General features: G+C 58.8%; 17 protein-coding genes. 8 read left to right on the top strand and 9 right to left on the bottom strand.

The window, feature by feature from the left end; all coding sequences use genetic code 11:
• Positions 1 to 16 precede the first annotated feature (16 nt).
• The 8 genes from cyoE to hmpA form a co-directional block, all read right to left on the bottom strand.
• On the bottom strand, positions 17 to 904 hold the full coding sequence (gene cyoE, locus V6P94_RS07645; RefSeq protein WP_133078939.1) for a heme o synthase: 888 nt from the start codon (positions 902 to 904) through the stop codon (positions 17 to 19).
• An 11-nt stretch (positions 905 to 915) separates the two neighbouring features.
• Positions 916 to 1,242 (bottom strand): cytochrome o ubiquinol oxidase subunit IV, encoded by a 327-nt coding sequence (gene cyoD / locus V6P94_RS07640; RefSeq protein ID WP_016779556.1) that lies wholly within the window; start codon positions 1,240 to 1,242, stop codon positions 916 to 918.
• Positions 1,242 to 1,865, bottom strand: coding sequence for a cytochrome o ubiquinol oxidase subunit III (locus V6P94_RS07635; RefSeq protein ID WP_037031938.1), 624 nt, complete (start codon positions 1,863 to 1,865; stop codon positions 1,242 to 1,244). Before V6P94_RS07635 ends, cyoD begins: the two co-directional genes overlap by 1 nt.
• Before the next feature lie 3 nt (positions 1,866 to 1,868).
• Entirely contained in the window at positions 1,869 to 3,893 is a 2,025-nt protein-coding gene (gene cyoB, locus V6P94_RS07630) for a cytochrome o ubiquinol oxidase subunit I (protein ID WP_019823753.1), read from the bottom strand.
• Positions 3,894 to 3,896: 3 nt separating this feature from the next.
• A complete protein-coding gene (cyoA, locus tag V6P94_RS07625; protein ID WP_133078937.1) occupies positions 3,897 to 4,835 on the bottom strand; it encodes a ubiquinol oxidase subunit II in 939 nt (312 codons plus the stop codon).
• Positions 4,832 to 5,026 (bottom strand): hypothetical protein, encoded by a 195-nt coding sequence (locus V6P94_RS07620; RefSeq protein WP_019823758.1) that lies wholly within the window; start codon positions 5,024 to 5,026, stop codon positions 4,832 to 4,834. Before V6P94_RS07620 ends, cyoA begins: the two co-directional genes overlap by 4 nt.
• 616 nt (positions 5,027 to 5,642) lie before the next feature.
• On the bottom strand, positions 5,643 to 6,152 hold the full coding sequence (locus V6P94_RS07615) for a disulfide bond formation protein B (protein WP_046808694.1): 510 nt from the start codon (positions 6,150 to 6,152) through the stop codon (positions 5,643 to 5,645).
• Positions 6,153 to 6,269: 117 nt separating this feature from the next.
• Entirely contained in the window at positions 6,270 to 7,442 is a 1,173-nt protein-coding gene (gene hmpA, locus V6P94_RS07610; RefSeq protein ID WP_326398451.1) for an NO-inducible flavohemoprotein, read from the bottom strand.
• 153 nt (positions 7,443 to 7,595) lie between these two features.
• Here hmpA and norR point away from each other — a divergent pair, with 153 nt between their 5' ends.
• The 3 genes from norR to V6P94_RS07595 all read left to right on the top strand — a co-directional run bounded on the left by norR (position 7,596) and on the right by V6P94_RS07595 (position 10,751).
• A complete protein-coding gene (gene norR, locus V6P94_RS07605) occupies positions 7,596 to 9,143 on the top strand; it encodes a nitric oxide reductase transcriptional regulator NorR (RefSeq protein WP_326398452.1) in 1,548 nt (515 codons plus the stop codon).
• Between the two features lie 229 nt (positions 9,144 to 9,372).
• Positions 9,373 to 10,272, top strand: a complete 900-nt coding sequence (locus tag V6P94_RS07600; RefSeq protein WP_133078934.1) for a chemotaxis protein — start codon at positions 9,373 to 9,375, stop codon at positions 10,270 to 10,272.
• 5 nt (positions 10,273 to 10,277) lie between these two features.
• Positions 10,278 to 10,751 (top strand): GNAT family N-acetyltransferase, encoded by a 474-nt coding sequence (locus tag V6P94_RS07595; protein ID WP_326398453.1) that lies wholly within the window; start codon positions 10,278 to 10,280, stop codon positions 10,749 to 10,751.
• Between the two features lies 1 nt (position 10,752).
• On the opposite strand, the gene V6P94_RS07590 is transcribed toward V6P94_RS07595, so the two are convergent.
• Entirely contained in the window at positions 10,753 to 10,998 is a 246-nt protein-coding gene (locus V6P94_RS07590; RefSeq protein WP_219260904.1) for a hypothetical protein, read from the bottom strand.
• 249 nt (positions 10,999 to 11,247) lie between these two features.
• Here V6P94_RS07590 and V6P94_RS07585 point away from each other — a divergent pair, with 249 nt between their 5' ends.
• The 5 genes from V6P94_RS07585 to V6P94_RS07565 all read left to right on the top strand — a co-directional run bounded on the left by V6P94_RS07585 (position 11,248) and on the right by V6P94_RS07565 (position 17,982).
• The gene (locus V6P94_RS07585) at positions 11,248 to 12,393 is read left to right on the top strand and encodes an efflux RND transporter periplasmic adaptor subunit (protein WP_326398454.1); all 1,146 of its coding nucleotides are present in this window, start codon (positions 11,248 to 11,250) and stop codon (positions 12,391 to 12,393) included.
• Positions 12,390 to 15,494, top strand: coding sequence for a multidrug efflux RND transporter permease subunit (locus tag V6P94_RS07580; RefSeq protein ID WP_338649193.1), 3,105 nt, complete (start codon positions 12,390 to 12,392; stop codon positions 15,492 to 15,494). The genes V6P94_RS07585 and V6P94_RS07580 overlap by 4 nt, the downstream gene beginning before the upstream one ends.
• Positions 15,475 to 16,152: a heavy metal response regulator transcription factor gene (locus V6P94_RS07575; RefSeq protein WP_133078930.1), complete on the top strand. Its 678-nt coding sequence runs from the start codon at positions 15,475 to 15,477 to the stop codon at positions 16,150 to 16,152. The genes V6P94_RS07580 and V6P94_RS07575 overlap by 20 nt, the downstream gene beginning before the upstream one ends.
• A gap of 28 nt (positions 16,153 to 16,180) precedes the next feature.
• Positions 16,181 to 17,524 carry a heavy metal sensor histidine kinase gene (locus tag V6P94_RS07570; RefSeq protein WP_326399131.1) on the top strand — a complete coding sequence of 448 codons (1,344 nt, stop codon included), beginning with the start codon at positions 16,181 to 16,183 and terminating at the stop codon, positions 17,522 to 17,524.
• A gap of 233 nt (positions 17,525 to 17,757) precedes the next feature.
• Positions 17,758 to 17,982 (top strand): hypothetical protein, encoded by a 225-nt coding sequence (locus V6P94_RS07565; RefSeq protein ID WP_338649192.1) that lies wholly within the window; start codon positions 17,758 to 17,760, stop codon positions 17,980 to 17,982.
• Positions 17,983 to 18,127 lie beyond the last annotated feature (145 nt).

Below are 18,127 nucleotides of genomic sequence, written 5' to 3'. Positions count from 1 at the left end.
TTTCAGTCTGGCTATCTTAGTGCGCGTAAGTCAGCAGCAACTCGGCGGGCGCTTTGAAATCCAGGGACATCATGACGCTCAGTGCGGTAATGGTGAAGATCGAGAACACGAACAGCTTGCGTGCCCAGACCTTGTCGTCGACAGCCTTGTAGCCCGTCCACGCCATGTACAGCCAGTACATGCCCATCGCAGCAGCCACGGCCATGTAGCTCATGCCGGCGTAACCGCCGAGGGTGAGCATCAGGGTCGCGATCAGGAACGCGAGGATGTAGAGCAGGATGTGCTTCTTGGCAACTTTGATCCCGCGCTTCACTGGCAACACCGGAATCGATGCAGCCAGGTAATCGTTGAAGCGGAAGATCGCAATGGCGTAGGAATGCGGCATCTGCCACAGGCTGAACATCACCAGCAGGGTCAGTGCGGCCATGTCGAAGCTGTTGCTCACTGCGACGTAGCCGATAACCGGTGGCATCGCACCCGACAGACTGCCAATCAGCGTGCCGTGAACCGACTTGCGCTTGAAGTACAAGCTGTACAGACCGACGTAGATCACAAAGCCGATCGCTGCGAACAGAGCCGCCAGCGGGTTGGCTACGCGATACAGCAGGGCAAGGCCGGCGACCCCCAGCAAGGTGGCGTAAACCAGTGCCACCTTGAGGGAGATCAGACCCTGGACCAATACGCGGTTCTTGGTGCGGTCCATCTTGATGTCAATGTCGCGGTCGATGCAGTTGTTGAACACACAACCGGACGCTACCACCAGGGAGGTGCCGATTACCGCGGCCAGGAAGAGGGCAAGATCGAAATGCCCCTTCGAGGCCAGGAAAAACCCGCCTGCCACAGAAAGCACGTTACCGAAAATGATCCCCGGTTTGGTGATTTGGATAAAGTGCTTAAAGGACATCGGGTCTTACCTCACTTCGCCATCATTTCAGTGTGGATGCTGAACATGATCCACAGGGACAAGCCCACCAGCAGCACAATAACCAGGGCCGCGAATACCAGCGCCGTGACGTTGTTGCGTTGAGCAGGCGAGCGGTCCAGGTGCAGGAAGTACACCAGGTGAACAACTACTTGCACCACGGCGAACAACAGTACGATCGCCAGCGTGGTGAATTTTGGCAGCGATGGATACATCACCAGCCCAAACGGAATAACGGTCAGGATCACCGACAGGATGAAGCCGATTGCATAGGACTTCACGCTGCCATGATTGGCGCCGTCGGAATGTGCGTTAGCCATTACAAAGTCCCCATCAGGTAAACAACGGTGAATACGCAGATCCAGACCACGTCCAGGAAGTGCCAGAACAGGCTCAGGCAGCTCAGACGGGTCTTGTTGGTCGAAGTCAGGCCATTTTTCTGCACCTGATACATCATGATCGCCATCCAGATCAGACCGCTGGTCACGTGCAGACCGTGGGTACCTACCAGGGTGAAGAACCCGGACAGGAAGCCCGAACGGCTAGGGCCGTAGCCTTCGGAGATCAACAGGTGGAACTCGTTGATTTCCATGGCGATGAAGCCTGCACCGAGCAGGAAGGTCATGCCCAGCCAGAACAGCACTTGCTGCTTCTTGCCCTTGAACAACGCCAGCATGGCGAAGCCGTAGGTGATCGAGCTGAACAGCAACAGGGCGGTTTCACCCAGTACGTATGGCAGCTCGAAGATGTCGTGGCCCGACGGGCCGCCCGCTACGTTGTTAACCAGAACTGCATATACCGCGAAGATCGACGCGAACAAAATGCAGTCGGTCATCAGGTAGAGCCAGAAACCAAATATGGTTGTCTCGCCCGCGTCGTGGTGTTCCTCGTGCTCATGGTCGTGACCATGAGCGTGTCCAGCAGTGGTCGCTAAGTTCGACATGGTTTAAGCCTGTTCCAACTTGGTTTCAACACGGGAAGCCGGGATTGCTTTGGCGGCTACCAGACGCTTGTGCTGCTCAGCCTCGATACGCTCGATGGTCTCAACCGGCACCATGTAGCCTTGGTCATCACGGGCAGCGTGGGCAACGAAGACCACGACAGTGCCGACCAGGCCAACGATAGCCAACCACCAGATGTGCCAGATCATTGCGAAACCGAACACGGTCAGCAAAGCACCCATGTACACACCAGTTGCGGTGTTGTTAGGCATGTGGATGGGCGAGTACTTGGCCGGGGCCTTGTACGCAGTACCGTTTTCCTTGGCTTCGGTGAACGCGTCGATGGTGTCGACTCGTGGCACTACAGCGAAGTTGTAGAACGGAGGTGGCGACGAAGTCGACCATTCCAGGGTGTGGCCATTCCACGGATCGCCGTGCTCGCAGGCGTTCTCTGGCAGCTTGCGGTCACGCACGCTGACGTACAGCTGGATCAGCTGGCAGGCAATACCGATAGCGATCAGTGCTGCGCCGAACAGAGCAACGTACAGGTAAGGCACCCACTCAGGGTTGGTGCTGGCGTTCAGACGACGGGTCATGCCCATGAAGCCCAGCGCGTAGAGCGGCATGAAGGCTACGAAGAAGCCGACGCACCAGAACCAGAACGCTGCCTTGCCCCACTTCTCGTTCAGTTTGAAGCCGAACGCTTTAGGGAAGTAGAAGCTGAAGCCTGCGATGTAACCGAATACCGCGCCGCCGATGATCACGTTATGGAAGTGAGCAATTACGAACAGGCTGTTGTGCAGTACGAAGTCAGCACCCGGGATGGCCAGCAGTACGCCGGTCATGCCGCCGATAGCGAAGGTCACCATAAAGCCCAGGGTCCACAGAACCTGGCTGGTGAAGCGCAGACGGCCCTGGTAGATGGTGAACAGCCAGTTGAATAGCTTGACCCCTGTAGGGATCGAAATCAGCATCGTCGCCAGACCGAAGAAGGCGTTGACGCTTGCACCCGACCCCATGGTGAAGAAGTGGTGCAGCCAAACCATGAAGCCCAGTACCGAGATCGCGCCGGAGGCGTAGACCATCGAGTGGTGACCGAACAGACGCTTGCCGGTGAACGTGGAGATCACTTCGGAGAAGATACCGAACGCCGGCAGAATGAGGATGTATACCTCAGGGTGACCCCACGCCCAGAACAGGTTGACGTACATCATTGGATTGCCACCAAGTTCATTGGTGAAAATGTGGAAATCCATGTAGCGGTCAAGTGTCAGCAGCGCCAGGGTAGCGGTCAGGATCGGGAACGAAGCCACGATCAGAACGTTTGCCCAGGTGCAGGTCCAGGTGAAGATCGGCATGTCCATCAGCTTCATGCCAGGAGCGCGCATTTTCAGTACGGTCGCCAGGAAGTTAACCCCGGTTAACGTCGTACCTAGCCCCGACAGCTGGAGAGCCCAGATGTAGTAGTCCATCCCCACGCCAGGGCTGTACTGCAAGCCCGACAGCGGCGGATAAGCAACCCAGCCGGTCTTGGCGAATTCGCCGACGCCCAGGGACAGGTTGACCAGAACAACGCCGGACACCAGCAGCCAGAAGCTCAGGGAGTTCAGGAACGGGTAGGCCACGTCACGGGCGCCGATCTGCAGCGGCACTGCAAGGTTCATCAGGCCGGTGAAGAATGGCATCGCCATGAAGATGATCATGATCACACCGTGAGCGGTGAAGATCTGGTCATAGTGCTCAGGTGGCAGGTAGCCAGGCGAACCCTCGGTGGCCATGGCCAGCTGGGTACGCATCATGACGGCGTCGGCAAAGCCGCGCAGCAGCATGATCATGGCAACGATGATGTACATCACGCCGATTTTCTTGTGGTCGACTGACGTTAGCCATTCGGTCCACAGGTAAGTCCACTTCTTGAAGTAGGTGATTGCCGCAAACAGCGCCAGACCACCGAGCGCGATCATGGCAATGGTGACCATGACAATCGGCTCGTGGAACGGGACCGCTTCCCAACTTAATTTACCAAACATCGTTTACTCCTCTGCCCCGGCAGCTGAATGCGAACTTGTGTCCACGCCATCGATCACGGCTACTTCTTTCTTCTCGTGCTTGACCGGCTTGCCTGGCGTCATACCTTCGTACTTGTCGACGATTTTCTGAAACAGGTTCGGTGTGTACGAGGAGAACAGCTCAACCGGGTTGTTCTGGCTTGGTTTGCTCAAGGCTTCGTATTCAGCTTGGTCAAGCTGTTTAGGTGATGCTTTGACTTCACTGACCCAGGCATCAAAGTCAGCCTGAGTAGTCGCGATCGCTTTGAATTTCATGCCGGTGAAACCAGCGCCGCTGTAGTTGGCAGAGATGCCTTCCATTTCAGCGTTGCGGTTGGCAATCAGATGCAACTTGGTCGTCATACCGGCCATGGCGTAGATCTGACCGCCCAGGCCCGGAATGAAGAACGAGTTCATGACCGTGTCAGAGGTGATACGGAAATTGACCGGGGTATTGGCCGGGAACACGATCTTGTTGACGGTGGCGATACCCTGTTCCGGGTAGATGAACATCCACTTCCAGTCCATTGCCACCACTTCGATGGTAATCGGCTTGACGTCAGATTCGAGCGGACGATACGGGTCCAGCGCGTGGGTCGATTTGTAGGTGATCACGCCCAGGGCGATGATGATCAAAATCGGCACGGTCCAGATCACAACTTCGATCTTGGTGGAGTGCGACCACTTCGGTGTGTAGGTAGCGCTGGTGTTCGACGCACGGTATTTCCATGCGAAAACCAGGGTCATAATGATGACCGGCACTACGACCAGAAGCATCAGCAATGTTGCAGTGATGATCAGATTACGCTCTTCGACCCCGACCTGCCCCACCGGATCCAGTAGTGTCCATTTGCAACCTCCCAGCAGCAACATGCCGAAAAGTGGCAAAAAGCCAAGGAGTCTGGGGTACCTTTTTTTAGTCATCTCACGACCTCTAAAACAGCTTGCACAATGCAGTTGGTTTTTTTCGCCAACACTTCGCCCTGCCAAGGGTTGGCTCTTTTCCGGAATTGAATAAAAGCCTGCTCTATCACCATCAGGCGAACGGGCAAATTCCGGGTTAGCAGTGATTTCTTATTCGATACGTGGTCAATGGCCTTGTCGACCAATTCCATTTGGTGCGGAACTTAGAAGGGTTGCCAGTACCTGGGAGTCGCATGGGACGCCTGTATTGAACAACCCAGTCGGCCTTCAACTTCCCGCTTTGGCTCAGGGATGAGCAGGCTGGACGTTCAGTGCGGGCGATTGTAGTTAGGTAGCTCTCTATAAACCATGTCTCATCCGGAAATAATTCATCTCGGCACCGGTAACAATCCCTACCTATTATTACGCCCCGCGCTTTGACACCCCCCTTACTCGTGGCTGTAGCACGCCATTACCCCTCGATTTCAACGCCCCTTTTTAGCGCACGACAACTACCCCCCTACCCCTCCTGAACGCCCAAATAAAAAGGGCTACAGCCGATTTGCGTTGAGTCTCGCCACGTACTTTTCAACCCCGTCATCAGCGTCAAAAAGCCTCAGAGCCGTTACACGAAGTCATACGTTTAAAAGACCGTCTGTCAGACGAAGACACGCCCTGCGACAAACTCTCCGTGACAATATGTCGCAGTGCTGCGCACCCATTTTCGACGCCCGGATAACACCCTCTTTACATTTGTGCGCGGACAAAAAAACGCCCCGCACATCCAGAGGAAGAACGAGGCGCCTCATGCCAAATTTAACGCTTTGCTTAGCTGGCTTTTTGACGGTTGCGGTAAATGCCCAGAGGCACCAGCACGGCAGTCATCACAAAGGCCACTAGCGCCCACTGCGCCAGCGACAGGCCGAGCACGGGCGGGTAAGGGGTTGAGCAAAAGCCGTCCACCTGAAACCCCAGCGGGAAGATCGCCGCCAGCGGCAAGCCATCGACAATCGGCTGCAACGCGTCAAGACCGCAGCTGACTGCCGGGTTGGCCAGGATATAGACGTGACGTCCGGCAGCGGCGATTCCACCAATGGCGCTCAGCACCACCAGCACTTCCAGCACCGTAAGGCTGCGCCGGGTAGGCATCGCGGCGCCGATAAAGGCAAAGATCGCGATCAGCAGCAGGGCATAGCGCTGCAGGATACACAGCGGGCAAGGCGCCTCGCCGAGCACGATCTGCATATAGAGGGCGCCGCCGATCAGCGCCAGGCAAATCAGCCCGAGCAGAACCAGGAAGCGCTTCTCCCGGCCCAGTTGCAACATGTCATTCGTCATCCCGCGTCCCTTAGCCTGATTGTGTGTAAGCCGCGCAGTTTACACCCAGACCTGATGCCTGGATGTATCTGAACGTTACCGGAAAGGTCGCGCAAGGGGATTAATGGGGGATTAAGGTTACTTCAGCTCTGCCGCCGGGCCGAAGAACTCGTAGCGACTTTGCTCCTCAGGCACACCCAGTGCTTTGAGGTGACGCTTGACAGCCCCCATGAAGCCTTTGGGCCCCAGGAAATATGCATCCACGTCGCGCTCTTGCGGTAACCATTGCGCCAGCACTTCCTCAGTCAAAAGCCCTACATGATTTGCAGATTCGCCCTGCTCGTCGTAGCAGTAAAAACGCTGCAATTGAGGGTGCTGATCGGCCAGTTCATCTACCCAGGTGCGGAAGGCGTGCACATCGGCATTGCGGGCACAGTGGATAAAGTGAATCGCACGCTTAGTCGCCAACGCAGCCTCAAGCATCGTCAGGGTCGGCGTAATACCCACGCCACCGCTGATCAGCACCAGCGGTTTTTCGCTGTCGGTCAGGGTGAAGTCGCCCGCAGGCGGGAACAGTTCCAGGGTGTCGCCTACGTTCATCCGGTCATGCAGAAAGCTGGAGACGACCCCGCCGCTCTCGCGCTTGACGCTGATGCGGTAGCGACCGACCTGGGCCAGCGCAGAAAGTGAGTAATTGCGGCGCACTTCCTGACCATCAATCATCAGCTTGAGGCCGATGTACTGACCCGGAGCAAATTCAAGGATTGGCTGCTGATCGACCGGACGGAAGTAAAACGAGGTGATCTCAGCGCTTTCCTGGATCTTGGCCGCCAGCTTGAACGCTCGCCCGCCGCGCCAGCCGCCGGGGGCAGCCGCTTTTTCGTCGTAAATGGCGGCTTCGGCACCGATCAGGATATCGGCCAGCTGGTTATAGGCCGCGCCCCAGGCACTCAATACTTGAGGGGTCGCGATATCGCTGCCCAGAACTTCCTCAATCGCCCGCAGCAAGCAGCTGCCGACAATCGGGTAATGCTCAGGAAGGATTTGCAGCGCAACATGCTTGTTGATGATCTTGGCCACCAGATCGCCCAACTGGTCGAGCTGGTCGATGTGCCGTGCATACATCAATACGCCGTTGGCCAATGCACGGGGCTGGTCGCCACTGGCCTGGTTGGCCTGGTTGAACAGCGAGCGCACCTGCGGGTACTCCGACAGCATCATGCGATAGAAATGAGTGATCAGCCCCTCACCGCCGCTTTCCAGCAATGGCACGGTGGATTTAACGATGGCACGATCCTGAGCAGTAAGCATAAGGTAACTCCTGGGCACGTAGGCTTTAACAATTACCCTTTACCTATCAGCTTTCGTGCCAACATTTAAACCGTTAAAAATCAATGACTTAAAACATATATAGTCATTTTGACTCAATCTAATTTATAGTCATAACGACTATACGAGGTCAAAATGACTGCAAAACTGCTACTCACCACCTTGCTGCCGCTTGTGGCGGACTTGTCCCGCGATCTGCCCGAAAGCGAACGCTATCGACGCCTGCTACAAGCCTTGCGCGCCCTGCTTCCCTGCGATGCGGCGGCACTGCTGCGCCTGGACGGTGAATGGCTGGTGCCGCTGGCGGTCGACGGCTTGAGCCTGGATACCCTGGGGCGACGCTTTAAAGTCAGCGAGCACCCGCGTTTTGAAGCATTGCTCGCCAGCCCCGGCCCGACACGTTTCCCCAGTAATTGCGAACTGCCAGACCCCTATGACGGGCTGGTAGACGGGTTGGCGGAGCACCTGGAGGTTCACGACTGCATGGGTTGCCCGCTATTCGTGGACGAGCGTCCCTGGGGGCTGCTGACGCTTGATGCCCTGGACCCAAAACGCTTTGAGCCGATCGAGCTGGACGATCTGCAGGCCTTTGCCAGTCTGGCCGCAGCCACGGTCAACGTGGCTCAACGCATCGAGCGCCTGGCATTGCGGGTGGAAGATGAACAACAGAAAGCCGAACTCTATCGACAGGCCAACGGTTCGCCCAATAAAGAACTGATCGGCCAGAGCAAGATTCACAAACGCCTGCTTGAAGAAATCGCCCTGGTGGGCGGCAGTGACCTGACGGTGCTGATCACCGGCGAAACCGGTGTCGGCAAGGAGCTGGTGGCACAGGCCATTCACGCCGCCTCGCCACGGGCGGATAAACCGCTGATCAGCCTGAACTGCGCCGCCCTGCCCGACACCCTGGTTGAAAGCGAACTGTTCGGTCATGTGCGCGGCGCCTTCACCGGGGCAACCAATGACCGGCGCGGAAAATTCGAACTGGCCAACGGTGGCACCCTGTTTCTGGATGAAGTGGGCGAGCTGTCACTGACCGTGCAGGCCAAGTTGCTGCGGGTGCTGCAAAGCGGGCAGTTGCAGCGCCTGGGCTCGGATCAGGAGCATCAGGTCGACGTGCGGCTGATCGCGGCAACCAACCGAGACCTGGCCGAAGAAGTGCGCAGCGGGCGCCTGCGGGCGGACTTTTATCACCGCCTGAGTGTTTACCCGATCAGGGTGCCGGCATTGCGTGAGCGCGGGCGGGATGTGCTGTTGTTGAGCGGTTTTTTCCTTGAACAAAACCGTTCGCGCATGGGCCTTGGCAGCCTGCGCCTGAGCCCGGACGCGCAAGCTGCACTGGTGCAGTATTCCTGGCCTGGCAATGTGCGCGAACTGGAGCACTTGATTGGCCGCAGCGCCCTTAAAGCCCTGGGCAGTTGCAGCACGCGACCACGCATTTTGACCCTGACCGCCGCCGACCTGGACTTGCCAACGACCCCGCCAAGCGCTGCGGTGATTGAGCCTCAGGGCGCACCGCAGACCATTGGCGACTTGCGCCTGGCGACAGAGGACTACCAGCGCCAGCTGATCAGCGCCTGCCTTGAACGCCATCAACACAACTGGGCCAGTGCTGCGCGGGAGTTGGGCCTGGACCGGGCGAATCTGGGGCGCATGGCCAAACGACTGGGCCTCAAACCCTGATCCCGTAGCAGCTGCGGAGCCTGCGAGGCTGCGTCCGGCGGCGAAGCCGTCGTGAAATCAGACTCTGTGGTGTGCCAGTTAAAACCGGCTCTCAGGGTTTACGACGGCTTCGCCGCCGGACGCAGCCTCGCAGGCTCGGCAGCTGCTACAGGGGGATTTGTGCCTGCCCGCTAAAGCCCGTCCGGTTAAGGTCGATAACCCTGTATCGCTCCCACCACAGAAGGTTTTTATGTCATCGAACAATGCCCGCGCAGACTCACTTTCCCTTCTGCTCTTCACTCTGCGCAGCGGCAAGTTGTTGGCGATCAACCTGCTCAAGGTCAGTGAAATCATTCCCTGCCCGCCGCTGACCAAAATGCCCGAGTCGCACCCCAACGTGAAAGGCATTGCGGTGTTGCGTGGCACGGCGTTGTCGGTGATTGATCTAAGCCGGGCCATCGGCGAGCAACCGCTGCTCGACCCGGATGGCGGCTGCCTGATCGTGACCGATGTCAGCCGCTCCAAGCAGGGCCTGCATGTGCAAGCCGTGAGCAAAATCGTGCATTGCCTGAGCACGGACATTCGTCCACCGCCCTACGGCTCCGGCAAACGTTCGTACATCACCGGTGTCACCCAGGTCGACGGCGTGCTGGTGCAGGTGCTGGATATCGAAAAGGTGATCCACGGCATCGCTCCGGCAAAAGTCGAAGGCGCCGACCAGGACCTCAGCAAGGAAGACTCCAGACTGCTGGCCAACGCCCGGATCCTGGTCGTCGATGACAGTCAGGTGGCCTTGCAACAATCGGTCATTACCCTGCGCAATCTTGGCCTGCATTGCCACACGGCGCGCAGCGCCAAGGAAGCCATCGAACGCCTGCTGGAATTGCAAGGCACACCGGACCAGATCAATGTGCTGGTGTCCGATATCGAGATGTCGGAAATGGACGGTTATGCCTTTACCCGCACCGTGCGCGACACCCCGGACTTTGCACACCTTTATGTGCTGCTGCACACCTCGCTCAACAGCTCGATGAACAGCGAAAAAGCCCGTCTGGCCGGGGCCAATGCGGTGCTGACCAAGTTCTCGTCACCCGAGTTGACACAGTGCCTGATCCTGGCGGCGCGCACCGTTGCCGAGCAAGGTTACTGAGGGACATGAGCGATTACTGCCTGCTGTTGCGCAAAGACCTGACCCGCCCGCTGGCAGCCGTGCACTGGCCTGAAGATGTAAGCCTTGTGCCCCTGAGCGATGACCTGTTGCAACCGGTGCATGCCTTGCTTAGCCAGGGCTACAGCGACGGCAGTGGCCATATTGATTCGTTCGGGGAGTGGAGCCACAGCCTGCTGCACGACGCCGAATTCGACCCGCAGCTGTGCTTGATCGCACTGCGTTCAGGCGTTGTGGTGGGGGTTGCGCAAGGCTGGACCAGCGCTTATCTGAAGGATTTGGTGGTGCATGCCCGGCATCAAGGGCAAGGCATTGGCCAGGCGCTGCTGGCGAAGGTGTTTGCGGTGTACGCACAACGCGGTGAGCCCTGGGTTGACCTGAAGGTCATGGAGGGCAACACCAGGGCCCGCCGTTTGTACGAACGGGCCGGGATGATTCAGGTACAGCGCATCGAGCTATAAATCAGCGCTTGCCCATGGTTTTACGTGTGCCGTGTGGCGGTGCGCCCGGGGTTGTGTCGTGGCCGCCGAGGCCGCTCTTCTGGTAGTACGCCTTGCCCTGGGACTTGGCCTTGGCAAACTCGGAAGGCTTGAACGGGAAAGTGAACGCCGGGATGACCGGTTTTTTCGGGGTCTCCACAGTGGTTTCATTCTCAACCAGTTCAGCGTCCAAGGCATCAGGAGCCGTCGATTGTGTAGGAGTAGTCATGAAAGCTCCGAAATGCGGTAAAAAGTCAGGCCAAGTGGCGCAATGCCGCGCAGTATACCTGCGCGCCCCCTGTGCGTTGCACTCACTGGCCGTAAAAATCATCAATCTGCTCCCACCAAAATGACCAGCAGGGTGTTTTACCCAGGGCTAACTGTCAGCACTGTCAGTTTGCCGTCACCGTGCTGACCGGGTCGACGCGCTATAACTGATTGATCAGCCCCCACTCCACGCACATGGCGTCTATCCGGCATGCCGACCACAACTAGAAAAATCTTGCTGGGCACCCTCGTTGCAGCCCTGATCGGTGCTTCACTCTTTTGGCTCAACCGCCCCGCACCCGGCAAGTCCGCGGGCGCAGCTCCAGTGCCGGTACGGGTTGTTCAAGTGCTGCAACAAGACGTACCGCGCTATATCAGCGGGATTGGCGCGGTGTTGTCACTGCACAGCGTGATGATCCGCCCGCAAATCGACGGCATTCTCACCGAGATACGGGTCAAGGAAGGCCAGGAGGTCAAGGCTGGCGATCTTCTGGCAACCCTGGATGACCGCTCGATCAAGGCCAGCCTCGACCAGGCCAGGGCCCAACTGGGACAGAATCAGGCGCAGCTGCAAGTGGCACTGGTCGACCTCAAGCGCTACCAGTTGTTGAGCGTGGACAACGGCGTATCCAGGCAAACCCTCGATCAGCAACAAGCGCTGGTCAACCAGCTCAAGGCCTCGGCGCAAGGTAATCAGGCGGCTATTACGGCGGCGCAGGTGCAGTTGTCGTACACGCAAATTCAATCACCCGTCACCGGCCGCGTGGGGATTCGAACAGTAGACGCGGGCAACTTCCTGCGGGTCAGCGATTCTCTGGGGCTGTTTTCCGTCACCCAGATCGACCCCATTGCCGTAGAGTTTTCGCTGCCCCAACAACAGCTCCCCCTGTTGCACGACTTGCTCACGGCCAAAGACCCGGCCCGGGTCAAAGCCTTTATCGGCAACGCCGACAGCAGCGGCACGCCGCTGGGTGAGGGCCGCTTGAGCCTGATCGACAATCAGGTCTCGGCAACCACTGGCACGATCAAGGTCAAAGCCCAGTTCGACAACCCCAAACAAACCCTGTGGCCCGGCCAGCTGGTCAATGTCCAGATCCAGTCAGGGCTGGCAAAGAATGCGCTGGTGGTCCCGCCTCAGGTGGTGCAGCGCGGGCTGGACAACTACTTCGTGTACAGGGTCCAGGCCGACAAGGTCGAAACGGTGCCTGTGCTGCTGGTCTATCAAGACACCGAGCAGAGCATCATCACCGGCGTCAATCCCGGGGACACACTGGTCAGCGATGGCCAGTCGCGGCTCAAGCCAGGCTCGCGGGTTGAAATATTGAGTGAGCCAACGCCCGCTCAGGTGCAGCCATGACCAACAGCCGCTCGCTGTCCGCCTGGTGCGTCGACCACCCCGTCGCCACGGTGCTGCTGACGTTTGCACTGGTGCTCGTGGGGCTGATTGCCTTTCCACGCCTGCCAATCGCGCCATTGCCCGAAGCCGAGTTCCCGACCATTCAGGTGTCGGCACAGCTGCCGGGCGCCAGCCCGGACACGATGGCGTCGTCCGTGGCCACGCCGCTGGAAGTGCAGTTCAGCGCCATCCCCGGCATGACCCAGATGACCTCCAGCAGCGCGCTGGGCTCGACCACCCTGACCCTGCAATTCACCCTCGACAAAAGCATCGACACCGCCGCGCAAGAGGTTCAGGCGGCCATCAACACCGCGTCCGGCAAGTTACCCAAGGACATGCCGACCCTGCCGACTTGGAAGAAGGTCAACCCGGCCGACAGCCCGGTGCTGATACTGAGCATCAGTTCATTGCACATGCCCGGCACAGAACTCAGCGATTACGTCGAAACCCTGCTGGCACGCCAGATCAGCCAGATTGATGGCGTGGGCCTGATCAACATCACCGGCCAGCAACGCCCGGCGATCCGGGTCCAGGCCTCGGCCGACAAGCTGGCTGCCATTGGCCTGACCCTGGCCGATATTCGCCTGGCTATCCAGCAAACCAGCCTCAATCTGGCCAAGGGCGCGCTGTACGGCCCGTCGAGCATCTCCACCCTGTCGACCAACGATCAGTTGTTTGATGCGGACGAATACGGCCAATTGATCGTCTCGTACAAGGACGGCGCGCCCGTGCAACTGCGTGACGTGGCGCGAGTGGTCAACGGTGCAGAAAACGATTACGTACAAGCCTGGTCCGGGCACCAGCCGGGTCTGAATCTGGTGATCTCCCGCCAGCCGGGGGCGAACATCGTTGAAACCGTAGACCGCATCCAGGCCGCCCTGCCCGGCCTGCAAGCCATGCTCCCCGCCTCCGTCGAAGTGACCGTGCTGAGTGACCGCACCAAGACCATTCGCGCGTCCTTGCATGAGGTTGAAATCACCCTGCTGATTGCCGTGCTGCTGGTGGTTGCGGTGATGGCGCTGTTTTTGCGCCAGTGGTCCGCCACCCTGATTGTGTCGGCGGTGCTCGGGGTTTCGCTGATCGCAAGCTTTGCCCTGATGTATGTGCTGGACTTCAGTCTCAACAACCTGACACTGGTGGCGATTGTGGTCGCCGTGGGGTTTGTGGTCGACGATGCGATCGTGGTGGTGGAGAACATTCACCGCCATCTGGAAGCAGGCGAAAGCATGCGCGACGCCGCGATCAAGGGCTCCAGCGAGATTGGTTTTACCGTGGTCTCCATCAGCTTTTCGCTGGTGGCCGCGTTTATTCCATTGCTGTTTATGGGCGGCGTGGTCGGGCGGCTGTTCAAGGAGTTCGCCCTGACAGCGACCTCGACCATCCTGATTTCGGTACTGGTGTCACTGACCCTCGCCCCGACGCTGGCGGCCCTGTTTATGCGCTCGCCGGTGCACAAGCCAGATGCCAGGCCGGGCTTTGGCGAACGCTTGCTGGCGGGGTACGAAAAGATCTTGAAGCGCGCCCTGGCGCACCAGCGGTTGATGCTCGGCATTTTTGGCGTGACGCTGGCCATGGCCATCGCCGGGTATGTGCTGATCCCCAAGGGTTTCTTCCCGGTACAGGACACCGGCTTCGTGCTCGGCACCAGCGAAGCGGCGTCCGACATTTCGTTCCCTGACATGACACAAAAGCATCTGGCGCTGGCCAACATCATCAGCAACGACCCTGCGGTCCAGGCTTTTTCCCACTCCGTGGGCGTCACCGGCAGCAACCAGACCATCGCCAACGGCCGCTTCTGGATTGCCCTCAAGGACCGGAGCCAGCGCGATGTGTCGGCCAGCGAATTTATCGACCGGATTCGCCCGCAACTGGCCAAGGTGCCGGGCATCGTGCTGTATCTGCGCGCAGGCCAGGACATCAACCTCAGCTCGGGGCCAAGCCGCAGCCAGTATCAATACGTGCTCAAAAGCAACGACGGCCCGACGCTCACCACCTGGACCCAGCGCCTGACCGAAAAACTGCGCGCCAACCCGGCCTTTCGCGACTTGTCCAACGACCTGCAACTGGGCGGCAGCATCACCCACATCAGCATCGACCGGAACGCTGCAGCCCGCTTCGGCCTGACCGCCACCGATGTCGATGAAGCGCTGTATGACGCGTTCGGCCAGCGCCAGGTCAATGAATTCCAGACCGAGACCAACCAGTACAACGTCATTCTGGAGGTGGACGCGCAGCAGCGAGGCAAAGCCGAAAGCCTGGGCTACTTCTACCTGCGCTCGCCGCTGACCGGGGACATGGTGCCCCTGTCAGCCGTGGCCAAGGTAGACGCGCCTGCCAGCGGGCCGCTTTCGATCAGTCATGACGGCATGTTCCCGGCAGCCAACCTGTCGTTCAACCTCGCGCCCGGCGTGGCCTTGGGCGATGCCGTGCTGATGCTCAATCAGGCGAAAAACGAAATCGGCATGCCGAGTACCATAAGCGGCAACTTCCAGGGCGCCGCGCAGGCGTTCCAGAGCTCGCTGGCCAGCCAGCCGTGGCTGATCCTGGCGGCGCTGGTGGCGGTGTACATCATTCTGGGGGTGCTCTATGAAAGCTTTGTACACCCGTTGACGATCATTTCGACCCTGCCATCAGCCGGGCTCGGTGCGCTGCTGATGCTGTGGATATGCGGGCAGGACTTTTCAATCATGGCGTTGATCGGGCTGGTGCTGCTGATCGGTATCGTCAAGAAAAACGGCATTCTGATGATCGACTTTGCCCTGGATGCCCAGCGCAATCGCGGCCTGAGCCCGGAAGATGCCATCTATGAAGCCTGTATCACCCGGTTCCGGCCGATCATCATGACCACCATCGCCGCCCTCCTCGGCGCCTTGCCGCTGATGCTCGGCTATGGCACCGGCGCAGAACTGCGCCAGCCCCTGGGGATTGCCGTGGCTGGCGGGCTGCTGGTGAGCCAGGCCCTGACCCTGTTTACCACGCCGGTCATATACTTGTGGCTTGAGCGACTGTTCCATCGTTCCAAACCGATCACTGAGGCAGGTTATGCGCGTTCTGATCGTTGAAGATGAAGAGAAAACCGCCGACTACCTGCACCGCGGGCTGACCGAGCAAGGTTATACGGTGGATGTTGCCCGCGACGGCATCGAAGGCCTGCACCTGGCGATGGAGAGCGATTACGCGGTGATCGTGCTCGATGTCATGCTGCCCGGCCTCGATGGCTTCGGGGTACTGAGGGCCCTGCGCGGGCGCAAGCAAACCCCGGTGATCATGCTGACGGCACGGGAGCGGGTCGAAGACCGGATTCGCGGATTGCGTGAAGGCGCCGACGACTATCTGGGCAAACCGTTTTCATTTCTGGAACTGGTGGCCCGCCTGCAAGCCCTGACCCGTCGCAGCGGTGGTGGTCACGAACCGGTGCAGGTCACTGTCGACGACCTGTGGATAGATCTGATCAGCCGCAAGGCCAGTCGCGCCGGAACCCGCCTGGACCTGACCGCCAAGGAGTTTTCGTTGCTTAGCGTACTGGCGCGGCGCCAGGGTGAAATCCTGTCCAAGACGGCCATTGCCGAGATGGTCTGGGACATCAATTTCGACAGCGATGCCAACGTGGTCGAAGTGGCGATCAAGCGCTTGCGCGCCAAGCTCGACGGACCGTTCGAGCACAAGTTGCTGCACACCATCCGTGGCATGGGTTATGTGCTGGAGCGGCGCGGTGATTAAGCGGATCAAGGCCCTGGACTCCATCGCCATGCGCTTGAGTGCGATGTTCGCCCTCGTCGCACTGCTGGTGTTTGTGTTGATTGGCGGAGCGCTTTACCAGCAGGTCGACAAAAGCATCGGGCGCCTGCCCGAAGCGGAACTGGATGCGCGATACAGCGTGCTGGAATCGTCCATCAATCGTTACGGCACGCCCGAACACTGGGCCAAGATCAGCGCCAAGCTCAAGCTGCTCAGCGAAGAGGACAAACGCATCCGGTTCTGGGCCATCAGCGCTGACCCGTCCTATGAATACGGCAACCCCGAGGCCACAGTGCGCGAATTCGCCCAAGGCCCGGTCGGCGTGCGGGACTTGCGGCTGCCTGGCCAGGCTGACCCGTTCAAGGTACTCATCAGCGAGATTGCAGCCAAGGAACAGCGCCCGGCACTGCGCTTTTTGATTGCCATCGATACGCACACCTTTCGCCAGACCCAGCACCACCTGCTGATCGCGCTGGTCAGCCTGGCGGCTGTTGGCGTGCTTCTGGCCTCGCTGCTCGGCTATTGGGTAGCGCGCATTGGTCTCAAACCGTTGAACGATTTATCCCAGGAAGCGCAAAAACTGGCTCCGCCGCGCTTGTCCGGGCGCTTGCACCTTGCGCCGCTGGCGCCGGAGCTGGACCAACTGGTGAGTGCCTTCAATGCGACCCTGGACCGGGTCGAGCAGGCCTACACCCGCCTGGAGTCATTCAATGCCGACGTGGCCCATGAACTGCGCTCCCCGCTGACCAACCTGATTGGCCAGACCCAGGTCGCACTGACGCGGGGACGTTCGGCCGAGCACTACTTCGAGGTGCTGCAATCCAACCTCGAGGAACTGGAGCGCCTGCGCAGCATCATCAATGACATGCTGTTTCTGGCCAGCGCCGACCAAGGGAGCAAAGCGAACAAACTGATCCACGCCTCCCTGGCAGACGAAGTGGCCACGACCCTGGATTACCTGGAGTTCATTCTTGAGGACGCGCAGGTTGAGGTGAAGGTCAGCGGCGATGCCCAGGTCAATATCGAAAAAGCCCACCTGCGTCGGGCGCTGATCAACTTACTGAACAATGCCGTGCAACATACCGAAGCTGGGCAATCGATTGACGTTCAGATCAGCCACACGGCGGATCAGGTGACCATCAGTGTCAGCAATCCTGGGGAGCCGATTGCGCCAGAGCATTTACCACGGCTGTTCGAGCGTTTTTATCGGGTGGATGCGGCCCGCTATAACAGTGGTGCCAACCACGGCCTGGGGCTGGCCATCGTCAAAGCCATTGCGCAAATGCACGGTGGCGAAGTGTTTGTACGCAGCGGTGGTGGACGCAATACGTTCGGGATTTATCTACCGATTTAACCTTGTGGGAGGGGGCTTGCTCGCGATGCAGACGCCTCGGTCGACCAGGTCAATCAAGGTGAAGCCATCGCGAGCAAGCCCCCTCCAACAGTGGCAAAGCGTCTAGCCCGCACTCCTCACATTTGTTACCTAAAACGCAAAAGTCCTTGTCTAAAACAAGGCTTTTTCGACCCCGCCTGCCACTATAGATTTAGCCCATCACACAGCACTTGCTAAGCAAGAAGGTCTTTGAAATGTCCAGCAGTATGGGTATGGCCAGCGTTTTCGTTTTGTCGTCTTTGTTGTTGTCGCCTTTGGCCATGGCGGAAGAATCACCGGCATTCGTCGCACAAAATGCGGCACGCGCAGCTTCTTTTGAACAGAACCAGGCAGAGCTGACGGCACGTCATCAAAACGACGCCGACCACTCGCAAACACAAGCCAAAGCCAGCGTTTCGGATGAAGCCAAAGACAGCTGATCCCCCCCCTCCAGACTTCCCGACCCAGTCAGTCATTTGCCAAGCATGTGACTGATTGTTTCAAAAGCCGCTACCATAGCGGCTTTTTTTTGTTTTAAAAAAAAGCACTGCCTCTCTGGAGTGCGATCAGGGACAACCTGTTTTT

The sequence above is a fragment of the Pseudomonas sp. ML2-2023-3 genome (assembly GCF_037055275.1).
In the GTDB taxonomy this organism is placed as follows: Bacteria; Pseudomonadota; Gammaproteobacteria; order Pseudomonadales; family Pseudomonadaceae; genus Aquipseudomonas.
Note: the sequence above shows the minus strand (reverse complement) of the source record. Positions and strands in the feature narration are given on the sequence as shown.